Annotated in this window: 17 protein-coding genes; 15 read left to right on the forward strand and 2 right to left on the reverse strand. The window is 32.8% G+C overall.

What is annotated here, in order from left to right; all coding sequences use genetic code 11:
* The first annotated feature begins 85 nt into the window (after positions 1-85).
* The 8 genes from ISP02_RS03465 (at position 86) to ISP02_RS03500 (ending at position 6,839) form a co-directional block, all read left to right on the forward strand.
* Positions 86-739 (forward strand): SDR family oxidoreductase, encoded by a 654-nt coding sequence (locus tag ISP02_RS03465; protein ID WP_195720260.1) that lies wholly within the window; start codon positions 86-88, stop codon positions 737-739.
* A 148-nt stretch (positions 740-887) separates the two neighbouring features.
* Positions 888-1,598 (forward strand): FadR/GntR family transcriptional regulator, encoded by a 711-nt coding sequence (locus ISP02_RS03470; RefSeq protein ID WP_195720261.1) that lies wholly within the window; start codon positions 888-890, stop codon positions 1,596-1,598.
* A 426-nt stretch (positions 1,599-2,024) separates the two neighbouring features.
* Positions 2,025-2,963 carry a type I phosphomannose isomerase catalytic subunit gene (locus ISP02_RS03475; RefSeq protein WP_195720262.1) on the forward strand — a complete coding sequence of 313 codons (939 nt, stop codon included), beginning with the start codon at positions 2,025-2,027 and terminating at the stop codon, positions 2,961-2,963.
* 24 nt (positions 2,964-2,987) lie between these two features.
* Positions 2,988-3,221 carry a hypothetical protein gene (locus tag ISP02_RS03480; RefSeq protein ID WP_195720263.1) on the forward strand — a complete coding sequence of 78 codons (234 nt, stop codon included), beginning with the start codon at positions 2,988-2,990 and terminating at the stop codon, positions 3,219-3,221.
* A 136-nt stretch (positions 3,222-3,357) separates the two neighbouring features.
* Complete coding sequence (locus ISP02_RS03485) at positions 3,358-4,728, forward strand: EVE domain-containing protein (RefSeq protein ID WP_195720264.1); 1,371 nt, start codon at positions 3,358-3,360, stop codon at positions 4,726-4,728.
* A gap of 247 nt (positions 4,729-4,975) precedes the next feature.
* Positions 4,976-5,359, forward strand: coding sequence for a thiol-disulfide oxidoreductase DCC family protein (locus ISP02_RS03490; protein WP_195720265.1), 384 nt, complete (start codon positions 4,976-4,978; stop codon positions 5,357-5,359).
* Positions 5,360-5,378: 19 nt separating this feature from the next.
* Positions 5,379-6,248 carry a ribokinase gene (gene rbsK / locus ISP02_RS03495; protein WP_195720266.1) on the forward strand — a complete coding sequence of 290 codons (870 nt, stop codon included), beginning with the start codon at positions 5,379-5,381 and terminating at the stop codon, positions 6,246-6,248.
* 144 nt (positions 6,249-6,392) lie between these two features.
* Entirely contained in the window at positions 6,393-6,839 is a 447-nt protein-coding gene (locus ISP02_RS03500) for a Dps family protein (RefSeq protein ID WP_195720267.1), read from the forward strand.
* A gap of 368 nt (positions 6,840-7,207) precedes the next feature.
* Here the strand turns inward: ISP02_RS03500 and deoD are convergent, their stop codons facing one another.
* The gene (gene deoD / locus ISP02_RS03505; RefSeq protein ID WP_195720268.1) at positions 7,208-7,918 is read right to left on the reverse strand and encodes a purine-nucleoside phosphorylase; all 711 of its coding nucleotides are present in this window, start codon (positions 7,916-7,918) and stop codon (positions 7,208-7,210) included.
* Between the two features lie 234 nt (positions 7,919-8,152).
* Between deoD and deoC the strand changes: the two genes are divergently transcribed.
* The 4 genes from deoC (at position 8,153) to ISP02_RS03525 (ending at position 11,736) form a co-directional block, all read left to right on the forward strand.
* Positions 8,153-8,815 carry a deoxyribose-phosphate aldolase gene (deoC, locus tag ISP02_RS03510; RefSeq protein WP_195720269.1) on the forward strand — a complete coding sequence of 221 codons (663 nt, stop codon included), beginning with the start codon at positions 8,153-8,155 and terminating at the stop codon, positions 8,813-8,815.
* A 70-nt stretch (positions 8,816-8,885) separates the two neighbouring features.
* A complete protein-coding gene (locus ISP02_RS03515; protein WP_195720270.1) occupies positions 8,886-10,187 on the forward strand; it encodes a pyrimidine-nucleoside phosphorylase in 1,302 nt (433 codons plus the stop codon).
* Positions 10,188-10,198: 11 nt separating this feature from the next.
* Entirely contained in the window at positions 10,199-11,386 is a 1,188-nt protein-coding gene (gene deoB / locus ISP02_RS03520; protein WP_195720271.1) for a phosphopentomutase, read from the forward strand.
* On the forward strand, positions 11,386-11,736 hold the full coding sequence (locus tag ISP02_RS03525) for a DoxX family protein (RefSeq protein ID WP_195720272.1): 351 nt from the start codon (positions 11,386-11,388) through the stop codon (positions 11,734-11,736). The genes deoB and ISP02_RS03525 overlap by 1 nt, the downstream gene beginning before the upstream one ends.
* An 81-nt stretch (positions 11,737-11,817) precedes the next feature.
* Here the strand turns inward: ISP02_RS03525 and ISP02_RS03530 are convergent, their stop codons facing one another.
* Positions 11,818-12,288, reverse strand: coding sequence for an S-ribosylhomocysteine lyase (locus tag ISP02_RS03530; protein WP_195720273.1), 471 nt, complete (start codon positions 12,286-12,288; stop codon positions 11,818-11,820).
* A 264-nt stretch (positions 12,289-12,552) separates the two neighbouring features.
* Here ISP02_RS03530 and ISP02_RS03535 point away from each other — a divergent pair, with 264 nt between their 5' ends.
* The 3 genes from ISP02_RS03535 (at position 12,553) to ISP02_RS03545 (ending at position 15,692) form a co-directional block, all read left to right on the forward strand.
* Entirely contained in the window at positions 12,553-13,731 is a 1,179-nt protein-coding gene (locus tag ISP02_RS03535) for a M20 family metallopeptidase (protein ID WP_195720274.1), read from the forward strand.
* A 5-nt stretch (positions 13,732-13,736) separates the two neighbouring features.
* Positions 13,737-14,924, forward strand: a complete 1,188-nt coding sequence (gene ldmS / locus ISP02_RS03540; protein WP_195721817.1) for an L-aspartate--L-methionine ligase LdmS — start codon at positions 13,737-13,739, stop codon at positions 14,922-14,924.
* A 102-nt stretch (positions 14,925-15,026) separates the two neighbouring features.
* On the forward strand, positions 15,027-15,692 hold the full coding sequence (locus tag ISP02_RS03545; protein WP_195720275.1) for a DUF2750 domain-containing protein: 666 nt from the start codon (positions 15,027-15,029) through the stop codon (positions 15,690-15,692).
* The last annotated feature ends 75 nt before the right edge of the window (positions 15,693-15,767 follow it).

Below are 15,767 nucleotides of genomic sequence, written 5' to 3' on the forward strand. Positions count from 1 at the left end.
AATTGTCAATGTTGTGTCGATGCGTTTTGATAACGAAGCATAGGGTATATTCTGTATATAAGTATTTGATAAGGAGGATGTATATATGAGTACTCTAGTTATTGGAGCAAATGGTGGTATTGGTAGAATTTTAGTGCAACAACTTAAAGATGCAAATGAATCATTCGCTGCTGGTGTAAGAAAACAGGAGCAAGTTGATGAATTAAAAAATGCAGATGTTGATGCAATTTTAGTAGATGTTGAAAATGACAGTATAGAATCATTAACTGATAAATTTAAAGGTTTTGACAATGTGGTATTTTCTGTCGGTTCTGGAGGCAGTACTGGCCCTGATAAGACAATTATTGTAGACTTAGATGGTGCTGTTAAAACAATAGAAGCAAGTAAAGCAAGTAATGTACAGAAATATGTAATGGTTTCAACATATGATTCACGCAGAGAAGCGTTTGATCCTAGTGGTGATCTTAAACCATATACAATCGCTAAACACTATGCTGATGAATATCTTAAAAATTCAGGTGTGAATTACACTATCGTACATCCAGGTGGATTGTTAGATGATGCTGGAACTAGTAAAATAGAAGCGGCTTCTTTCTTTGAAGGAAGAGGCTCAATTCCACGTGAAGATGTTGCATCAGTATTAAAAGATATTGTAACGAATGATGGATATAATAATGCAGAGTTCCAAATTATTAGTGGTAAAGCATCAATTTCTGATGCATTAAAAAATTATAAATAAAAATAATCTAAAAAATTGAGATTTTAGCGAGTTAATTCTTTTATTAGATGAATTAACTCGCTTTTTTTTGTAAAATAAAAGAAATAGAGTTAACAATTAATAATGCTTAATTATTTATTAAGATGAATGTAACGTGCGGAGGTATTTTATGAAGATTTCAAACTCAAAAATTTATGAACAAGTGGCTGATTTATTATTAGAACAAATTAAATCAGATGCATTTGAGATTGGAGATAAGCTACCATCAATTCAAAAACTGGCATCTACTTATGGTGTAAGTGTAGCATCTATTAGGGAAGCACTTAACGCTTTAAGAACAATAGGTGTTATAGAAATAAAACAAGGTTATGGTACAGTAGTGAAACAAAAAGAGCCCACTTTCTTTGAGATAGGTGATAAATTTAATTCTTTAGACCAAATTAAAGAACTGCTGGAATTACGACAAATAATCGAGAGCGCTACAGCTGCGAAGGCTGCTGAAATACGTACTAACGAAGATTTAACTGTAATGCGTCAATATTTAAATGAAATGGGAAGAGCAGTGTCTGATGGTTCCTCAGGTGAGGAAGCAGATTTAGAATTTCATTTAACTATAGCTAAAGCTGCAAATAATTCGTTACTTGTAGACTTAATGAATAATATTTCAGATTTAATGAAAGATTCTATGAAAGAAACACGAAAAATCTTTCTTTATAGCAGACAAAAAACAATGGAAAAGTTACAAGATGAACACGAAAAAATTTATAATGCTATTGAACAGCAAGATGAGGAACAGGCAACAGAATGCATGAATACACACTTAAATACGGTAATAAGCACGACTTTAGCAAATTTTAATGAAAAAACTAACGACCTTTAGTGTTTATATAATTTAGATGTGATTACATAAAAAAGCCCAAACTTTAAAAGTTTGGGCTAGCAAATTCTATAGTTTTGGAAAGCCATCACACTTCCCAATAGCAAATTATTAATCATGAATTACCTTATACGTAAGACTCACATAGTTTAATGCTTTAAACTATAGTTTTATTATAATAGTATTTACAATATATTTTCAACCAAATAATAGTTTAAAATTACACCTAAACTTGTTGTATAGCGCTTTGTCAATGATGAGAATATTAAGATTATACTACTAAAGTGTACCGACTATTGATATAATACTAAATGAATTAATTTAGATGTCATTTTTAAATCGTTAAATAAGGCTTGAAACGTGTGACATACAATTTAAGCCATATATTTACGACATGTATTAAAATGAATGACTCTCGGAGGTGTAGCAATGCCGTTATTTTTACAACCTGTTTTTCATACGAAAGTATGGGGAGGTAGCAACTTAGAACAATTAGGCTATAAATTACCTAATCACAACATTGGAGAAGCGTGGGGGATTTCTGCACATCCAAATGGTAATTGTGAGATTATTAACGGGCCATATAAGGGCGAAACTTTAAATGATGTTTGGACAAATCATAGAGAATTGTTTGGCGATTTTCCGAGTAAGGACTTTCCACTGATGACTAAAATTGTGGATGCTAACAAACCTTTATCTATACATGTCCACCCAGACAATGCCTATGCTTATGAAAATGAAAATGGGCAGTATGGTAAGTCAGAGTGTTGGTACATTATAGATGCAGAAGAAAATGCAGAGATAATTTATGGTCTTAACGTTAATTCTCTAAAAGATGCTAAAAGTAAAATAGCAGAGCAAGATTTTAGCAATTTATTTAATAAAATCAAAGTGCAACCTGGAGAGTTTTACTTCATTCCTGCAGGAACAGTTCATTCAATCGGGGAAGGGATTATTGCATATGAAACGATGCAAGCTTCAAATGTATCGTATAGATTGTATGATTATGGCCGTAAGCCACTTGATGGAGAAGATCGACAACTACAAGTAGACAAAGCTACAGACGTTATTGAAGTTTTTAATGAGCATATCAATATAACGCCAGATACTGAGATGGTAGAAAATCATAAATTAATTAAACTTGTCTCTAATGATTTTTTTACTATCGTTAAATGGGTAGTATCAGGCACTTTAAACTATATGAAACCTAGAGAATTTGTGCTCGTATCAATTTTAAAAGGTGAAGGTCAAGTAATTATCGATGGCTATATGTATGATATTAAGGGGGGCAATAATTTTATACTCACTTCTGATGATTTAGATACAGTGTTTGAAGGAGAGTTTGAAATTATTATTAGTTACTTATAGATATAAATTTAAGAGGTGGCTGTAATGTATAAATTTTTATATGTAGCGTTAGCATGTGGTCTTATTTCAGGTGCTGGAGTATTTTTGCATATACCTAAATACCCGTCGTTAATGTTTCCAATGTTAGTTGCTTTATTAGGAATTATTAGTACATTAATTACTATTCCTAATAAAGAGATAAGTGGCATGTTAAAGTTAGGCGGGATATTAATCAATATTATGCCGTTACTGGGTTCATTTACAATGATAAATAGCTAACCGTAAGCTTAATACATAATAAAGAAAGACCTTATTTATTATAGGGGTTACATGATTTAAGTTTATGGTTGTTTGAACAATGCAATACGAATATAATAGGAAAGATAAAAATTTTACAGTGTTAGGAGTATCATAAATGTCAGAGGAAACAAGCTATTTTTGGTTAAATTGTGGCTATAATCGTTGGAATCACAATGAACCACTCGTAGGTCAAACTACATTATTCGAGGCAGGTGCTCAATTTAATCCATCACAAGGCTTTCGTGCATTTAAGCAAGCTAAAGTCGGAGATCAAGTCATCTTCTATCAAGTACAAATGGACACTGGATTATTAGGTTACGGTGAAATAACTAGCGTGCAAACTGGTGCACAAAATAAAACTCGTGTACATTTTGAACTTAAAGCTCAATTAAAACCACTAACCGCTGACTACCTGAAAAGAAGCGAACGCTTAGAATTTAGAATGAGCAATATGAAAGAAACTCTGTTTAATCAAATTACTAAGGAAGAGTTTGATTTAATAGTCAGTTTAGGTAAAGGTGAAATAAAAGTACCAAGATATTTCTTTTTATCCGAATCAGAAGACTTTACAGCAGGCGAGACATATACCCTGTTTACCCATACGTATAATGGCATTAAAAGAAATGGCTATCATTTTTATACACAACTTGAACAAGGCGATAGAGTTGTATTCTATGATAAAAATCAAGATCAATCTGTAATTGGATTAGGAGAAATAACGCGTCATATTCATGAAAAATCACCTATCCCTGGACGAACAAACAGTACAGCAATAGAAGTGTACTATGAAAAAGAGATTTCACCAGTATCATTATCAACTTTAAATAAGCATCCTAAATTAAAAAATTTATATTTTCTACAAGAAAATACAAAACAAGCAATCGCTAGTTTATCTGAAACTCAATTTGAATCTATTGTTGATATGAGTGAAAATAATGGTTTAAAACCACAGTTTGAAGCCGTTGGTAATGAACAACTGATTGAAGAACAAAATGAAGAACTTAAACCATTTATCTTGTTAGTAGTTGAACCAGGGGATCCCGGTTTGAAAGCTGCCGAAGACTTATTACAAAAAACTAATGCACATCCTGTAATTACAACGGGCCATCCTGATTTCACAGAAGACATGCTTTATGGAAAGTATTTGCCTAATGAATCGGGCGCACTCTATTTTAGAGAAGGTTTTATTACAGAATTAATGCCTAGAAAAGATAAAAGCTACCTTGTTATCGATAATTTTCACCGTATAGATCCGGACATTTTCCAAGCCTTTATTAATGTTTTAGAAGGTTATGAGGTAACAATGCCTAGATATAACAAGAAGGGTAATATGATAAAATGGTCTCGGAAAAAAGATTCATTCTATCACTTTAACCCTAATTGGCACATTGTTGGTATCACTTGTGAGAGTTTAAATGAGATAAAGAATCATTATTCTGAACAATTTTTAAAGTATACTCGTATCGTTAAAGTAAACCAGGATTAATAAACTAAATTATGAGAGACTGAGGCAGAACATGGTGCTTCAGCCTCTCTTTTTGTAGTTGTAATAGCGTTTAGCTTTACTATTTTAGTATAGAGATAACCATATAAAAGCGTATTGATAAAATCGATTTATCAATACATCATTTCAATTAAGCGGTTTTCTGAAAATTAAATAATAGATAAAATGATTTAAATTCGATACTTATGGATATAGTATAATTAAGTAATTAAAAAGTGAGGTGCTTAACATGCCAATTATTTATTATGACGGTGGTTGTGTGTATTGTTATAATTTTGCTATTTGGTTAATACAAAATGGACTGTCTACGCGCTATCAATTTGCTACTTTAAAAGGTTCAGCAGGTCAACATTTACAACAAGAATATCCTGAGGCAAGACGTTTTGACAGTGTGATATTACAAGAGGGCGATAATTTACAATTTAAATCAGACGCTATCGCAACATTAATTACATCCCTAACTACTTTTAAATGGTTAGGTTTATTTATAAGAATAACGCCTAGGTTTATTCGTGATTTTGGCTACAACCTATTTGCTAATAACAGAAATAGTATGTGGAAAACACATTGGCATAAACCTAATGAATATGAACAATCTTTCTTTATAGATTAATTTTAAGTGGAGGCAAACTATGAATAAAATCATCGTGGTTGGTAGTTCATCAATAGATTTAATAGTTAATACGCACAAAATTCCAGACGCGGGAGAAACAGTATTGGGAGAGTCCTTCTTTACCAGTCCAGGAGGAAAAGGAGCTAATCAAGCAGTTTCAGCAGCGAGGTTGTCTTCCCAAGTATATATGATAGGTGCAGTAGGAAATGACGCTTATGGCACTCGAGTTATTAATAATTTAAAAGAAAATAATGTTAATACAGATTTTATGGATGTCATAGAAGATGTGGAAACTGGTACTGCCCATATAACGTTATTTGATAATGATAATAGAATTATAGTTATTCCAGGGGCGAACAATTATATTACTCCTCAAAAAGTACTACCCAAATTAGATTTTTTTAATGAGGACGATATTATTTTACTACAACAAGAAATCCCTGCCGAAACGGTTGATGCGGTGGTTAATTATGCCTTTACTAACAATTTAAAAGTTATTTTAAATCCAGCACCATATAGAACGATTGCTCAGCAAACTATTGATAAAGTCACTTATTTAACGCCAAATGAAAGTGAGAATGAATTACTTTTTGGTAAAGATTTAGAAAAGATGTTAGAACATTACCGGAAAAAGTTAATTGTGACTAGAGGCGATCAAGGAGCAGTTTATTTTGACACAGCTGTTCGTAACATTGCTGGTCATCAACAAAAAGTAGTCGATACTACTGGTGCGGGTGATACATTTAATGGTGCATTAGCAGTGGCTCTAATTGAGAATAAAAATTTAGCTGAAGCAATTGACTTTGCCAATAAGGCAGGTAGTCTATCAGTAACTCGACTCGGTGCACAAGGTGCTATGCCTTATCGTAAAGAAATGAAAAGTAAATAGTTGGATATTTGTAATCGAAACCCTTTAGATTGTAATTATTATAATTTAAAAGACGAATTATCTTTACAGATTATAATAATTATAATATAATAGTAATTGTAATGAAGTGGTTAAATAAATATACAAACAAAGGAGCAATTATAAATGACTAATAATACACAAGTAGTAGAAGTATTAAATAAACAAGTAGCAAACTGGACGGTAGCGTTTACTAAATTACACAATTTTCATTGGTATGTTAAAGGGCCTAATTTCTTCTCGCTACACACTAAATTTGAAGAATTATACGATGAAGCAAGCCAATATATTGATGATTTAGCTGAACGTATTTTAGCTGTGGGTGGTAATCCGGTTGCAACGTTAAAAGAAAGTTTAGAAATATCAATTATTGAAGAAGCTGGTAAAGGTTATAAAGCTGAAGAAATGGTTGAAGAATTATCAAAAGATTTTACTAACGTTGCAAAACAATTAGATGAAGCTATTGCAGTTGCTTCAAATGCTGATGATGATGTAACTGAAGATATGTTTATTGGTATGCAAACAAATATTGAAAAACATAACTGGATGTTAAAATCTTATTTAGGCGAATAATTAAATTCATTAAATATAATAAGCGTCCGAGACACAAATAACTTTGATTATAAAAAACGTCAATTACTGTTGGAAAAACATAGTAATTGACGTTTTTTTTGCTTTTATGTAATTTTGTGATTTGACTTGAATAGATAAAGTGAAATTAGGGTCGTTCCAGCAATATTTGGCTAGGGGAACTAATTACATTAGTTTAACATTATTGACGATATTACCAAGTGAAGAGGAAGAACTGAAGATTACAGTCTAAGGTCCTCTGCTAGAAAGCGAGTTATATAAAATTAAAAGTAGCCTTTAAATCATTTCAACTCAGAAATAATTTAAGGGCTACTTGTTTGGGATATATGTCCCAGTCTCACATAGAACGCTTATTCAGCGATTTCTAAGGCGATTTCCATCATTTGTGTGAAAGAATTTTGTCTTTCCTCTGCCGTAGTTGCTTCATCTTTTAATATATGATCACTTACTGTAAAAATACCTAATGCTTTTTTATTAGCGTAAGTAGCATTTAAATATAATGCTGCGGATTCCATTTCAATACCTAAGATACCCATACGTTGCCATTGATCATTGAAAGTACTGTCTGCATTATAAAAGGTGTCAGAAGATAATATATTACCGACATGACTTGTTGCACCTAACGCATCGGCTTGTTGTTTTGCTTTTAAAAGTAAGTCGAAATCAGCCAATGGTGCATAGTGACCAGGAATATTATATTGATCTATATAGCTTGAATTTGTGGATGCACCTTGAGCGATAATAATGTCATAAAGATTTACATTATTTTGTAAAGCACCACAAGAACCAATACGAATAATAGTGTCAACGTTGAAAAAGTTATAAAGTTCATATGAATAAATGCCAATGCTTGGAATTCCCATACCAGAACCCATTACAGATACTTCCTTCCCTTTATAGGTTCCAGTGTAGCCAAACATATTGCGTACTTCATTAAATTGTTCTACATTTGTTAAAAAGTTTTCGGCAATATATTTAGCGCGAAGTGGATCGCCAGGCATTAAAACAGTTTTGGCAATTTTTTTTCCATTAGGTTGAATGTGTGGTGTCCCTTGAGTCATAGTTAATCTTCTCCTTTAATATCATTCTTTAAAATAAAGATAACATTTGTTTATATTTTTTGCTATTTTTTGTAAAATATTATATGAATAAACATTTATAAATTGTTTGCCCAAAAGGAAAATTAGTAGCTATTAAGGTCGTAAAATTATAAAATTAATATGAACTGACATTAATATACAAATAATAGTTTTGATTTTGTTAGGGCTACATTTTATAAACACTAGGAGGATTTTATGAATTACGCAAAATATATTGACCATACTTTATTAAAACCAGAATCTACGAAAGAACAAATTGATAAAATTATTAGCGAGGCGCGGGATTATGAATTTAAATCAGTATGTATCAATCCTACGCATGTAAACTATGCTGCACAACAACTTGTAAACACTAAAGTAATGGTATGTACAGTCATTGGTTTCCCTTTAGGGGCTTCAACTACAGCTACAAAAATCTATGAAACTGAAGATGCTATTAAAAATGGCGCGGACGAAATAGATATGGTAATTAATATCGGAGCACTAAAAGATGGGAGTTTTGAAGCAGTTCAAAAAGATATTGAAGGCGTTATCGGTGCTGCAAATGGCAAAACAGTTAAAGTCATCATCGAAACTTGTTTATTAACAGATGAAGAAAAGGTTAGAGCTTGCGAATTAAGTAAAGCTGCAGGTGCAGATTTTGTTAAAACTTCTACTGGTTTTGCAGGAGGAGGCGCTACGCCTGAAGATGTTAAGTTAATGAAACAAACAGTTGGTGACGACCTTGAAGTAAAAGCATCAGGTGGCGTACGAAACTTAGAAGACTTTAATGCAATGATAGAAGCAGGTGCTACACGTATTGGTGCAAGCGCCGGTGTACAAATTATTCAAGGATTGCAAAGTGATTCAGACTATTAATTAAGGGAAATAATTAACTGAGAACTTGTTTTCGGGGAATGTTAAACAACATGAAGGGGAGGCTTTTTATATGAGAATGGTTGATATTATTGAAAAGAAAAGAGACGGTAATGCTTTAACTAAAGATGAAATTGAATTTTTTATTGACGGGTACACAAAAGGAGACATACCTGATTACCAAGCCTCAAGTTTAGCGATGGCTATATTTTTTCAAGATATGAATGAAGAAGAAAGAGCAGCGTTAACGATGGCTATAGTTAATTCAGGTGATGTCATTGATTTATCCAATATTGAAGGTATTAAAGTAGATAAACATTCAACAGGAGGAGTTGGAGATACAACTACATTAGTGTTAGCTCCATTAGTTGCTTCTGTCGGTGTACCTGTTGCTAAAATGAGCGGTCGTGGGTTAGGACATACAGGAGGAACAATTGATAAATTAGAATCAATTAAAGGTTTTCATGTCGAAATAACAGAAGATAAATTTACGCAACTTGTAAATGAAGCCAAAGTTGCTGTTATTGGTCAGTCTGGTAATTTAACGCCAGCTGATAAAAAATTATATGGTTTACGCGATGTTACCGGTACAGTTAATTCTATTCCGTTAATAGCATCATCGATTATGAGTAAAAAGATAGCAGCAGGCGCTGACGCAATTGTGTTAGACGTTAAAACAGGTAATGGTGCTTTTATGAAAACAATAGAAGAAGCTGAAGCTTTAGCTCATGCGATGGTAAGTATCGGAAATAACGTAGGACGTAAAACAATGGCAATTATATCTGATATGAGCCAACCACTTGGAAATGCTGTAGGTAACGCACTTGAAGTCAAAGAAGCAATTGAAACATTACAAGGTAAAGGTCCGAAAGATTTAACCGAACTAGTGCTAACACTGGGCTCACAGATGGTCGTACTTAGTAATAAAGCTAAAGACTTGCATGAGGCGGAAATGATGTTAAAAGAAGCGATAAATAATGGCACGGCATTAGCTTGTTTTAAAACATTTTTAGCTAATCAAGATGGTGATGCATCAGTTGTTGATGACGTAACCAAATTACCACAAGCGAAATATCAAATAGCATTACCTGCGCAAGAAAGTGGAGTAGTGACTGAAATTATTGCCAATGAAATTGGTGTGGTATCTATGATGTTAGGTGCAGGGAGACAGACAAAAGAAGACGATATCGATCTTAGTGTTGGTATTGTATTAAACAAAAAAGTCGGAGACCAAGTTAAGAAAGGTGACTCTTTACTAACGATTCATTCTAATAGTGAAAATATTGATAATGTTAAAGAAAAATTAAACAATAGTATCACTATCAGTGAAAAAGGCAATAATCCGACGTTGATTCATAAAATTATTACTGAATAGGGAGTGGAACTATGACTACACCTTTTAAAAGAATCCATCTAATTGTTATGGATTCCGTAGGCATTGGAGAAGGACCAGACGCGGCAGCATTTAATGACGAAGGCAGTCATACTTTAAGACACACGTTAGAAGGCTTCGATCAAGATTTACCAAACTTAGAAAAATTAGGTTTAGGTAACATTGAAAAGCTACCTGTAGTTAAAAAAGTAAGCAACCCGGAAAGTTTTTATACTAAAATGAGTGAAGCATCTGTAGGAAAAGATACAATGACTGGTCATTGGGAAATCATGGGCTTAAATATTATGCAACCATTTAAAGTTTACCCAGATGGATTTCCCAAAGCATTAATAGATGAAATCGAATCAATGACAGGACGTAAAGTGGTTGCAAACATTCCTGCATCAGGTACAGCAATTATCGATGAATGGGGCGAACACCAAATGAAGACAGGCGATCTAATCGTTTATACTTCTGCAGATCCTGTGTTACAAATTGCAGCTCACGAAGACATTATACCGTTAGATGAGTTATATGATATTTGTGAAAAAGTTCGTGAAATTACAAAAGACCCTAAATATTTAATTGGTCGTATTATAGCAAGACCTTATGTAGGTGAACCAGGCAACTTCACTCGTACTTCTAATCGTCATGACTATGCTTTAAAACCTTTTGGCAAGACGGTGATGAATGAACTGAAAGAAGCAAGTTATGACGTCATTGCTTTAGGTAAAATAAACGATATTTATGATGGTGAAGGTGTAACACAAGCTATACGTACTAAAAACAATATGGATGGTATGGATAAACTCATTGAAACTGTGCAACAAGACTTTAACGGTTTAAGCTTTTTAAATTTAGTTGATTTTGATGCGCAATTTGGGCATCGTAGAGATAAACCTGGATACGCACAAGCTATTAAAGATTTTGATAATCGTTTGCCAGAACTTATTAGTAAGCTAAAAGAAGATGATTTAGTTATTATAACTGCAGATCATGGCAATGATCCAACCGCAGAAGGCACGGATCATACGCGAGAATATATCCCAGTACTAATGTTTAGTCCGAAAATTACTGAATATCATGAATTAGCACAAGATGATACATTTAGCTCGATAGGAGCTACGATTGCAGACAATTTTGATGTTTCATTACCTAAATATGGTAGAAGTTATTTAACAGAACTAGGGGTGGAAAAATAATGAAAATACTAAGAATAATTTTAGGGACAATATTTTCAATCGCTGGATTTTTACATTTTAAAGATGAACAATCATTCAGAAAGATTGTTCCTGAATACTTGCCATTAAGAAAAACAGCTGTGTTATTAACAGGTATCGTCGAGATGATTACCGGCATTTATTTAATTATTAAAAGACCTACTAACACAATGAAAAAATTAATAAATCTATTTTTAATTTCAGTTATGCCTGCTAATATTTATATGGCGCGTAAATCATTACCATTAGGCAACAAACAATTGCCGCAATGGATATTATATGCACGTATACCTTTACAATTTGTATTAATAAGAACAATATCTAAACTTTAAATGATTTTTCTAAATAAAAAATAACCTGGTGGATATAATTACTATCCATCAGGTTATTTTATTACTATCTGAAAATCTATTTTATTTAGCGTCACTAAAGACTTCATTCCATTGTTGACGTTCATCTAAAAATGCTTGTGCGATTTTTTTCGCACCATCTAATGAATGACTAGCTGCCCATCCACATTGTACTTCATTACATGCAGGTACTTCAGTGGCTTGTAAGACGTCTTTTAATGTTTGTTCTACAATATTAAGTACGTCATCATAATCGTCATGATTTATAAAGGAAGCATAGAAACCAGTTTGACATCCCATTGGGCTCACATCTACAACTTTATCAGAATGATTTCTGATATTTTCAGCCATTAAATGTTCTAATGAGTGTAATCCTGGCATATCCATGTGTTCCTTGTTAGGTTGTTTAAATCGAATATCATATTTGTGAATAACGTCACCATTAAGTCCTTCCATAGTGCCGGCTAAGCGAATAAATGGTGCCACTACTTTAGTATGATCTAAATTAAAGCTTTCAACATTCATTTTTGGCATGCTAATCCCTCCTATTGAGTCAATAATATAATTGTAACAAGAGCAATATACTTTTACAATTGAGTCCTTTTTTCGAAAACATAATTCTCTGAAGTTATTTTTTGAATAGTAAGAAAAAATAATGACAAAAATATATAAAACCGATAGAATAAGTAATAATTCGTTATCATTTTGTACAATTTAATTACTCAATTTACCACAAATTGTAAAGTATTAGAATGACAAAATAATGTTAACAATCAGTGAAAGAAGGGTGGAGATAGTATGGAAAATAAACAAGTTATATTAGATTATATAGAAAATGAAAAATTAAATTATATTGAAATGAGTCATCAAATACATCAACGCCCAGAACTTGGGAACGAAGAAATATTCGCATCTAGAACTTTAATTGAACATTTAAAATCACAAGGCTTTGAGATAGAAACTGATATCGCAGGTCATGCAACTGGATTTATTGCTAGATATGATAGCGGGAAAATAGGTCCAACTATTGGATTTTTAGCTGAGTACGATGCGTTACCAGGATTAGGACACGCGTGTGGACATAACATTATAGGTACAGCGAGTGTTTTGGCGGGTACTGCTTTAACCAAGACAGTAGATGATATTGGTGGAAAAGTAGTCGTGTTAGGTTGTCCTGCTGAAGAAGGCGGTGTTAATGGCAGTGCTAAAGCCTCGTACGTGAATGAAGGCGTCATTGATGAAATAGACGTTGCTTTAATGGTACACCCAGGTAACGAGACCTATAAAACAATAAATACGTTAGCGGTAGATGTTTTAGATATTAAATTTTATGGTAAAAGTACTCACGCTTCAGAAAATGCTCATGAAGCTTTGAATGCGCTAGATGCAATGATTTCTTATTTTAATGGTGTAGCGCAATTGCGACAACATATTACGAAGAGTCAACGTGTACATGGTGTGATTTTAGATGGAGGTAAAGCGGCAAATATTATTCCTGACTATACTCATGCTAGATTTTATACACGCTCAACAACACGTAAAGAATTAGATATCTTAACTGAAAGAGTAGGTCAAATTGCGAAAGGTGCAGCTATACAAACAGGCTGTGATTATGAATTTGGACCAATTCAAAACGGTGTGAATGAATTTATTAGAACTTCTAAGTTAGATGATTTATTTGCTAAATATGCGACTGAGATGGATGAAGATGTAAGCGATGATGATTTTGGCTATGGCTCAACAGATACTGGTAATGTTAGTCATGTTGTGCCAACTATTCATCCTCATATTAAAATTGGGTCTAAAAACTTAGTAGGGCATACACATCGTTTTAGAGAAGCAGCGGCAAGTTCACATGGTGATCAAGCACTTATTCGTGGCGGAAAAATACTAGCCTTAATGGGTTTAGAATTAATTGAAAATAATAAATTGTTTAAAGAGATTGTTGAAGAGCATCAACATGCAAAGGGGCACTGATTATGATGAAAAAAAGTTCGCTTAGCACTAAATTAACACTTAGCGATCTTTACAATGATGACACAATTTACACTTCTAGACCTTCATATGTTTCTAATCCATGGTTGGCACCGGAAGAACATCAATCTAATTTTTTGACTGGCAGGGAATTACTTATCGCTAATGAAATGTCAGTGATAGTTCATGAAGCATGTGTTACTGACAAATTAGCTCAATTGTTTGAAATGATAGGAACTAAAATTCCTAATAATATTTATAAATTTAATGACAAATCTTCTTATGAATTATTATTACAAAAGCTAGCGCATGAAGAAGACAAAAGGATATTTTTTCAATATATCCATGATGAACAAATACTTGCTAAAGCATATTATGCACTTGATAAGGATGTTTTTGTGGCATTAAATAACAAAGCTAAAATACCACAATGGACTAATGGCCGTTTTTTACCACAAAGGCAAGTTGTCGATATACAAGATTTTGAAGATGCAGTCAATCAATGGCATTTTCCGTTTGTTATTAAACCAGGAGATGAATTACCGACTGCTGGTGGTTATGGCGTTATGATTTGCTATAATAATGAAGATTTAGCACAAGCTAAAAAGCGAGTTGCACAAGCAAAAGATGATACTAATAGTTTAATTATTGAACAAAAAATTGAAGCGGTAGCCAACTATTGTGTACAATTCGCTTATTCTAAAAAAAATGGATTACAATATATCGGTTCAGCAGAACAACTTACTAATAAGTATGGGTTTTATAATGGTAATCAAAACGCGCAACATGTGCCTGAGGTAGTTATAGAAGCGGGAAAAGAAATAATGCGTAATGGTATTAAAGAAGGGTTTATTGGCATTGCAGGCTTTGATTTATTAATAGATAATATAGGTGAAGTTTACGCTATAGATTTAAATTTTAGACAAAACGGCTCGACGAGCATGTTACTTTTAGAACCTACACTAACGGATGGGTATCATAAATTTTATAGTTATATTGCACCTAATAATAATGAGCAATTTTTTCAAACAATCTGCAAATATATACAAAAGGGCGTATTATTTCCTTTGTCTTATTATGATGGGGATTGGTACAAAGATAGAAACGTGTCATCTCGTTTTGGCTGTATTTGGCATGCAAAATCAAAACAGCAGGTAAAAGCATATGAGCAAGCATTTTTAAATGAAATTGAGTAACTTAAAAATCTTTAGTAGGTTATGAATGGCGCTGTCATTGACGAGTGAGGCTCAGGTAAGATATATTTTATATGTAACTTAATTAAGAATTGGGGTGCAAAAATGTCTTACAAATCATATACTTTTTACCAAGATATACTTGTGACAGAAAAAATTTACTTAGCTATCAATAAAAATAAAATAGTGAAACAAGATATTTTAGGTAAAAATGTAATTGCAATCTGGACTCGTAAAGATACAGCTGAGCATTATTTGTCTAAGGCTAACGCTGAATATGATGAAATAAAAACGTTAGATATTGATAAGTTTGTTACTTACGAAATGGATGAAATTTTTGATGAACATGAAGAGGTACTTATAAATCCAACATCTAATAACGATGGTGACTTAGTCGAAATCGCAACTTGTACAGACGAATTAATGACTGATTTAGATAACATTCGTATTAAAGAATTTAATAACACAATTGTGAAAACAGATTCAGTGTATGGATTATCTTCGCAACAACAAAAACAGTTTATATTAATAAGTGATGATGAACATGAAAGACCTAATATCATGCCAGTATGGAGTGTGAAAAGTCAAGCTGAAAAAGTGAGAGATGAAGACTTTGAAGAGTGTGGAATCATCGAAGTTGAAGGCCAAGTATTTGAAGACTGGCTTGATATTTTAAGAGACGATGATAAGGCAGTTGCCCTTGACTTAAAACCTGGCGTTATAGGTACAGTGGTATCTGCGCAAGTATTATCTGATAAACTTACTATTTAAGCTGTCTTATTTATTTTTTTACATGAAAAGTGGCGCTCACACTATTTTTAATATGTGATTGCCACTTTTTTGGAT

Origin of the sequence: Staphylococcus durrellii, assembly GCF_015594545.1 — a bacterium.
GTDB classification, from domain to species: domain Bacteria; phylum Bacillota; class Bacilli; order Staphylococcales; family Staphylococcaceae; genus Staphylococcus; species Staphylococcus durrellii.

Bases quoted from the DNA above. Each gene is read 5' to 3' on its own strand.
- rbsK (WP_195720266.1), top strand. From the start codon at position 5,379: ATGAATAAAATCATCGTGGTTGGTAGTTCATCAATAGATTTAATAGTT.
- ISP02_RS03475 (WP_195720262.1), top strand. From the start codon at position 2,025: ATGCCGTTATTTTTACAACCTGTTTTTCATACGAAAGTATGGGGAGGT.
- ISP02_RS03535 (WP_195720274.1), top strand. From the start codon at position 12,553: ATGGAAAATAAACAAGTTATATTAGATTATATAGAAAATGAAAAATTA.
- ISP02_RS03485 (WP_195720264.1), top strand. From the start codon at position 3,358: ATGTCAGAGGAAACAAGCTATTTTTGGTTAAATTGTGGCTATAATCGT.
- ISP02_RS03470 (WP_195720261.1), top strand. From the start codon at position 888: ATGAAGATTTCAAACTCAAAAATTTATGAACAAGTGGCTGATTTATTA.
- ISP02_RS03530 (WP_195720273.1), bottom strand. From the start codon at position 12,288: ATGCCAAAAATGAATGTTGAAAGCTTTAATTTAGATCATACTAAAGTA.
- ISP02_RS03545 (WP_195720275.1), top strand. From the start codon at position 15,027: ATGTCTTACAAATCATATACTTTTTACCAAGATATACTTGTGACAGAA.
- ISP02_RS03490 (WP_195720265.1), top strand. From the start codon at position 4,976: ATGCCAATTATTTATTATGACGGTGGTTGTGTGTATTGTTATAATTTT.
- deoC (WP_195720269.1), top strand. From the start codon at position 8,153: ATGAATTACGCAAAATATATTGACCATACTTTATTAAAACCAGAATCT.
- deoD (WP_195720268.1), bottom strand. From the start codon at position 7,918: ATGACTCAAGGGACACCACACATTCAACCTAATGGAAAAAAAATTGCC.
- ISP02_RS03465 (WP_195720260.1), top strand. From the start codon at position 86: ATGAGTACTCTAGTTATTGGAGCAAATGGTGGTATTGGTAGAATTTTA.
- ISP02_RS03515 (WP_195720270.1), top strand. From the start codon at position 8,886: ATGAGAATGGTTGATATTATTGAAAAGAAAAGAGACGGTAATGCTTTA.
- ISP02_RS03480 (WP_195720263.1), top strand. From the start codon at position 2,988: ATGTATAAATTTTTATATGTAGCGTTAGCATGTGGTCTTATTTCAGGT.
- ldmS (WP_195721817.1), top strand. From the start codon at position 13,737: ATGAAAAAAAGTTCGCTTAGCACTAAATTAACACTTAGCGATCTTTAC.
- ISP02_RS03525 (WP_195720272.1), top strand. From the start codon at position 11,386: ATGAAAATACTAAGAATAATTTTAGGGACAATATTTTCAATCGCTGGA.
- deoB (WP_195720271.1), top strand. From the start codon at position 10,199: ATGACTACACCTTTTAAAAGAATCCATCTAATTGTTATGGATTCCGTA.
- ISP02_RS03500 (WP_195720267.1), top strand. From the start codon at position 6,393: ATGACTAATAATACACAAGTAGTAGAAGTATTAAATAAACAAGTAGCA.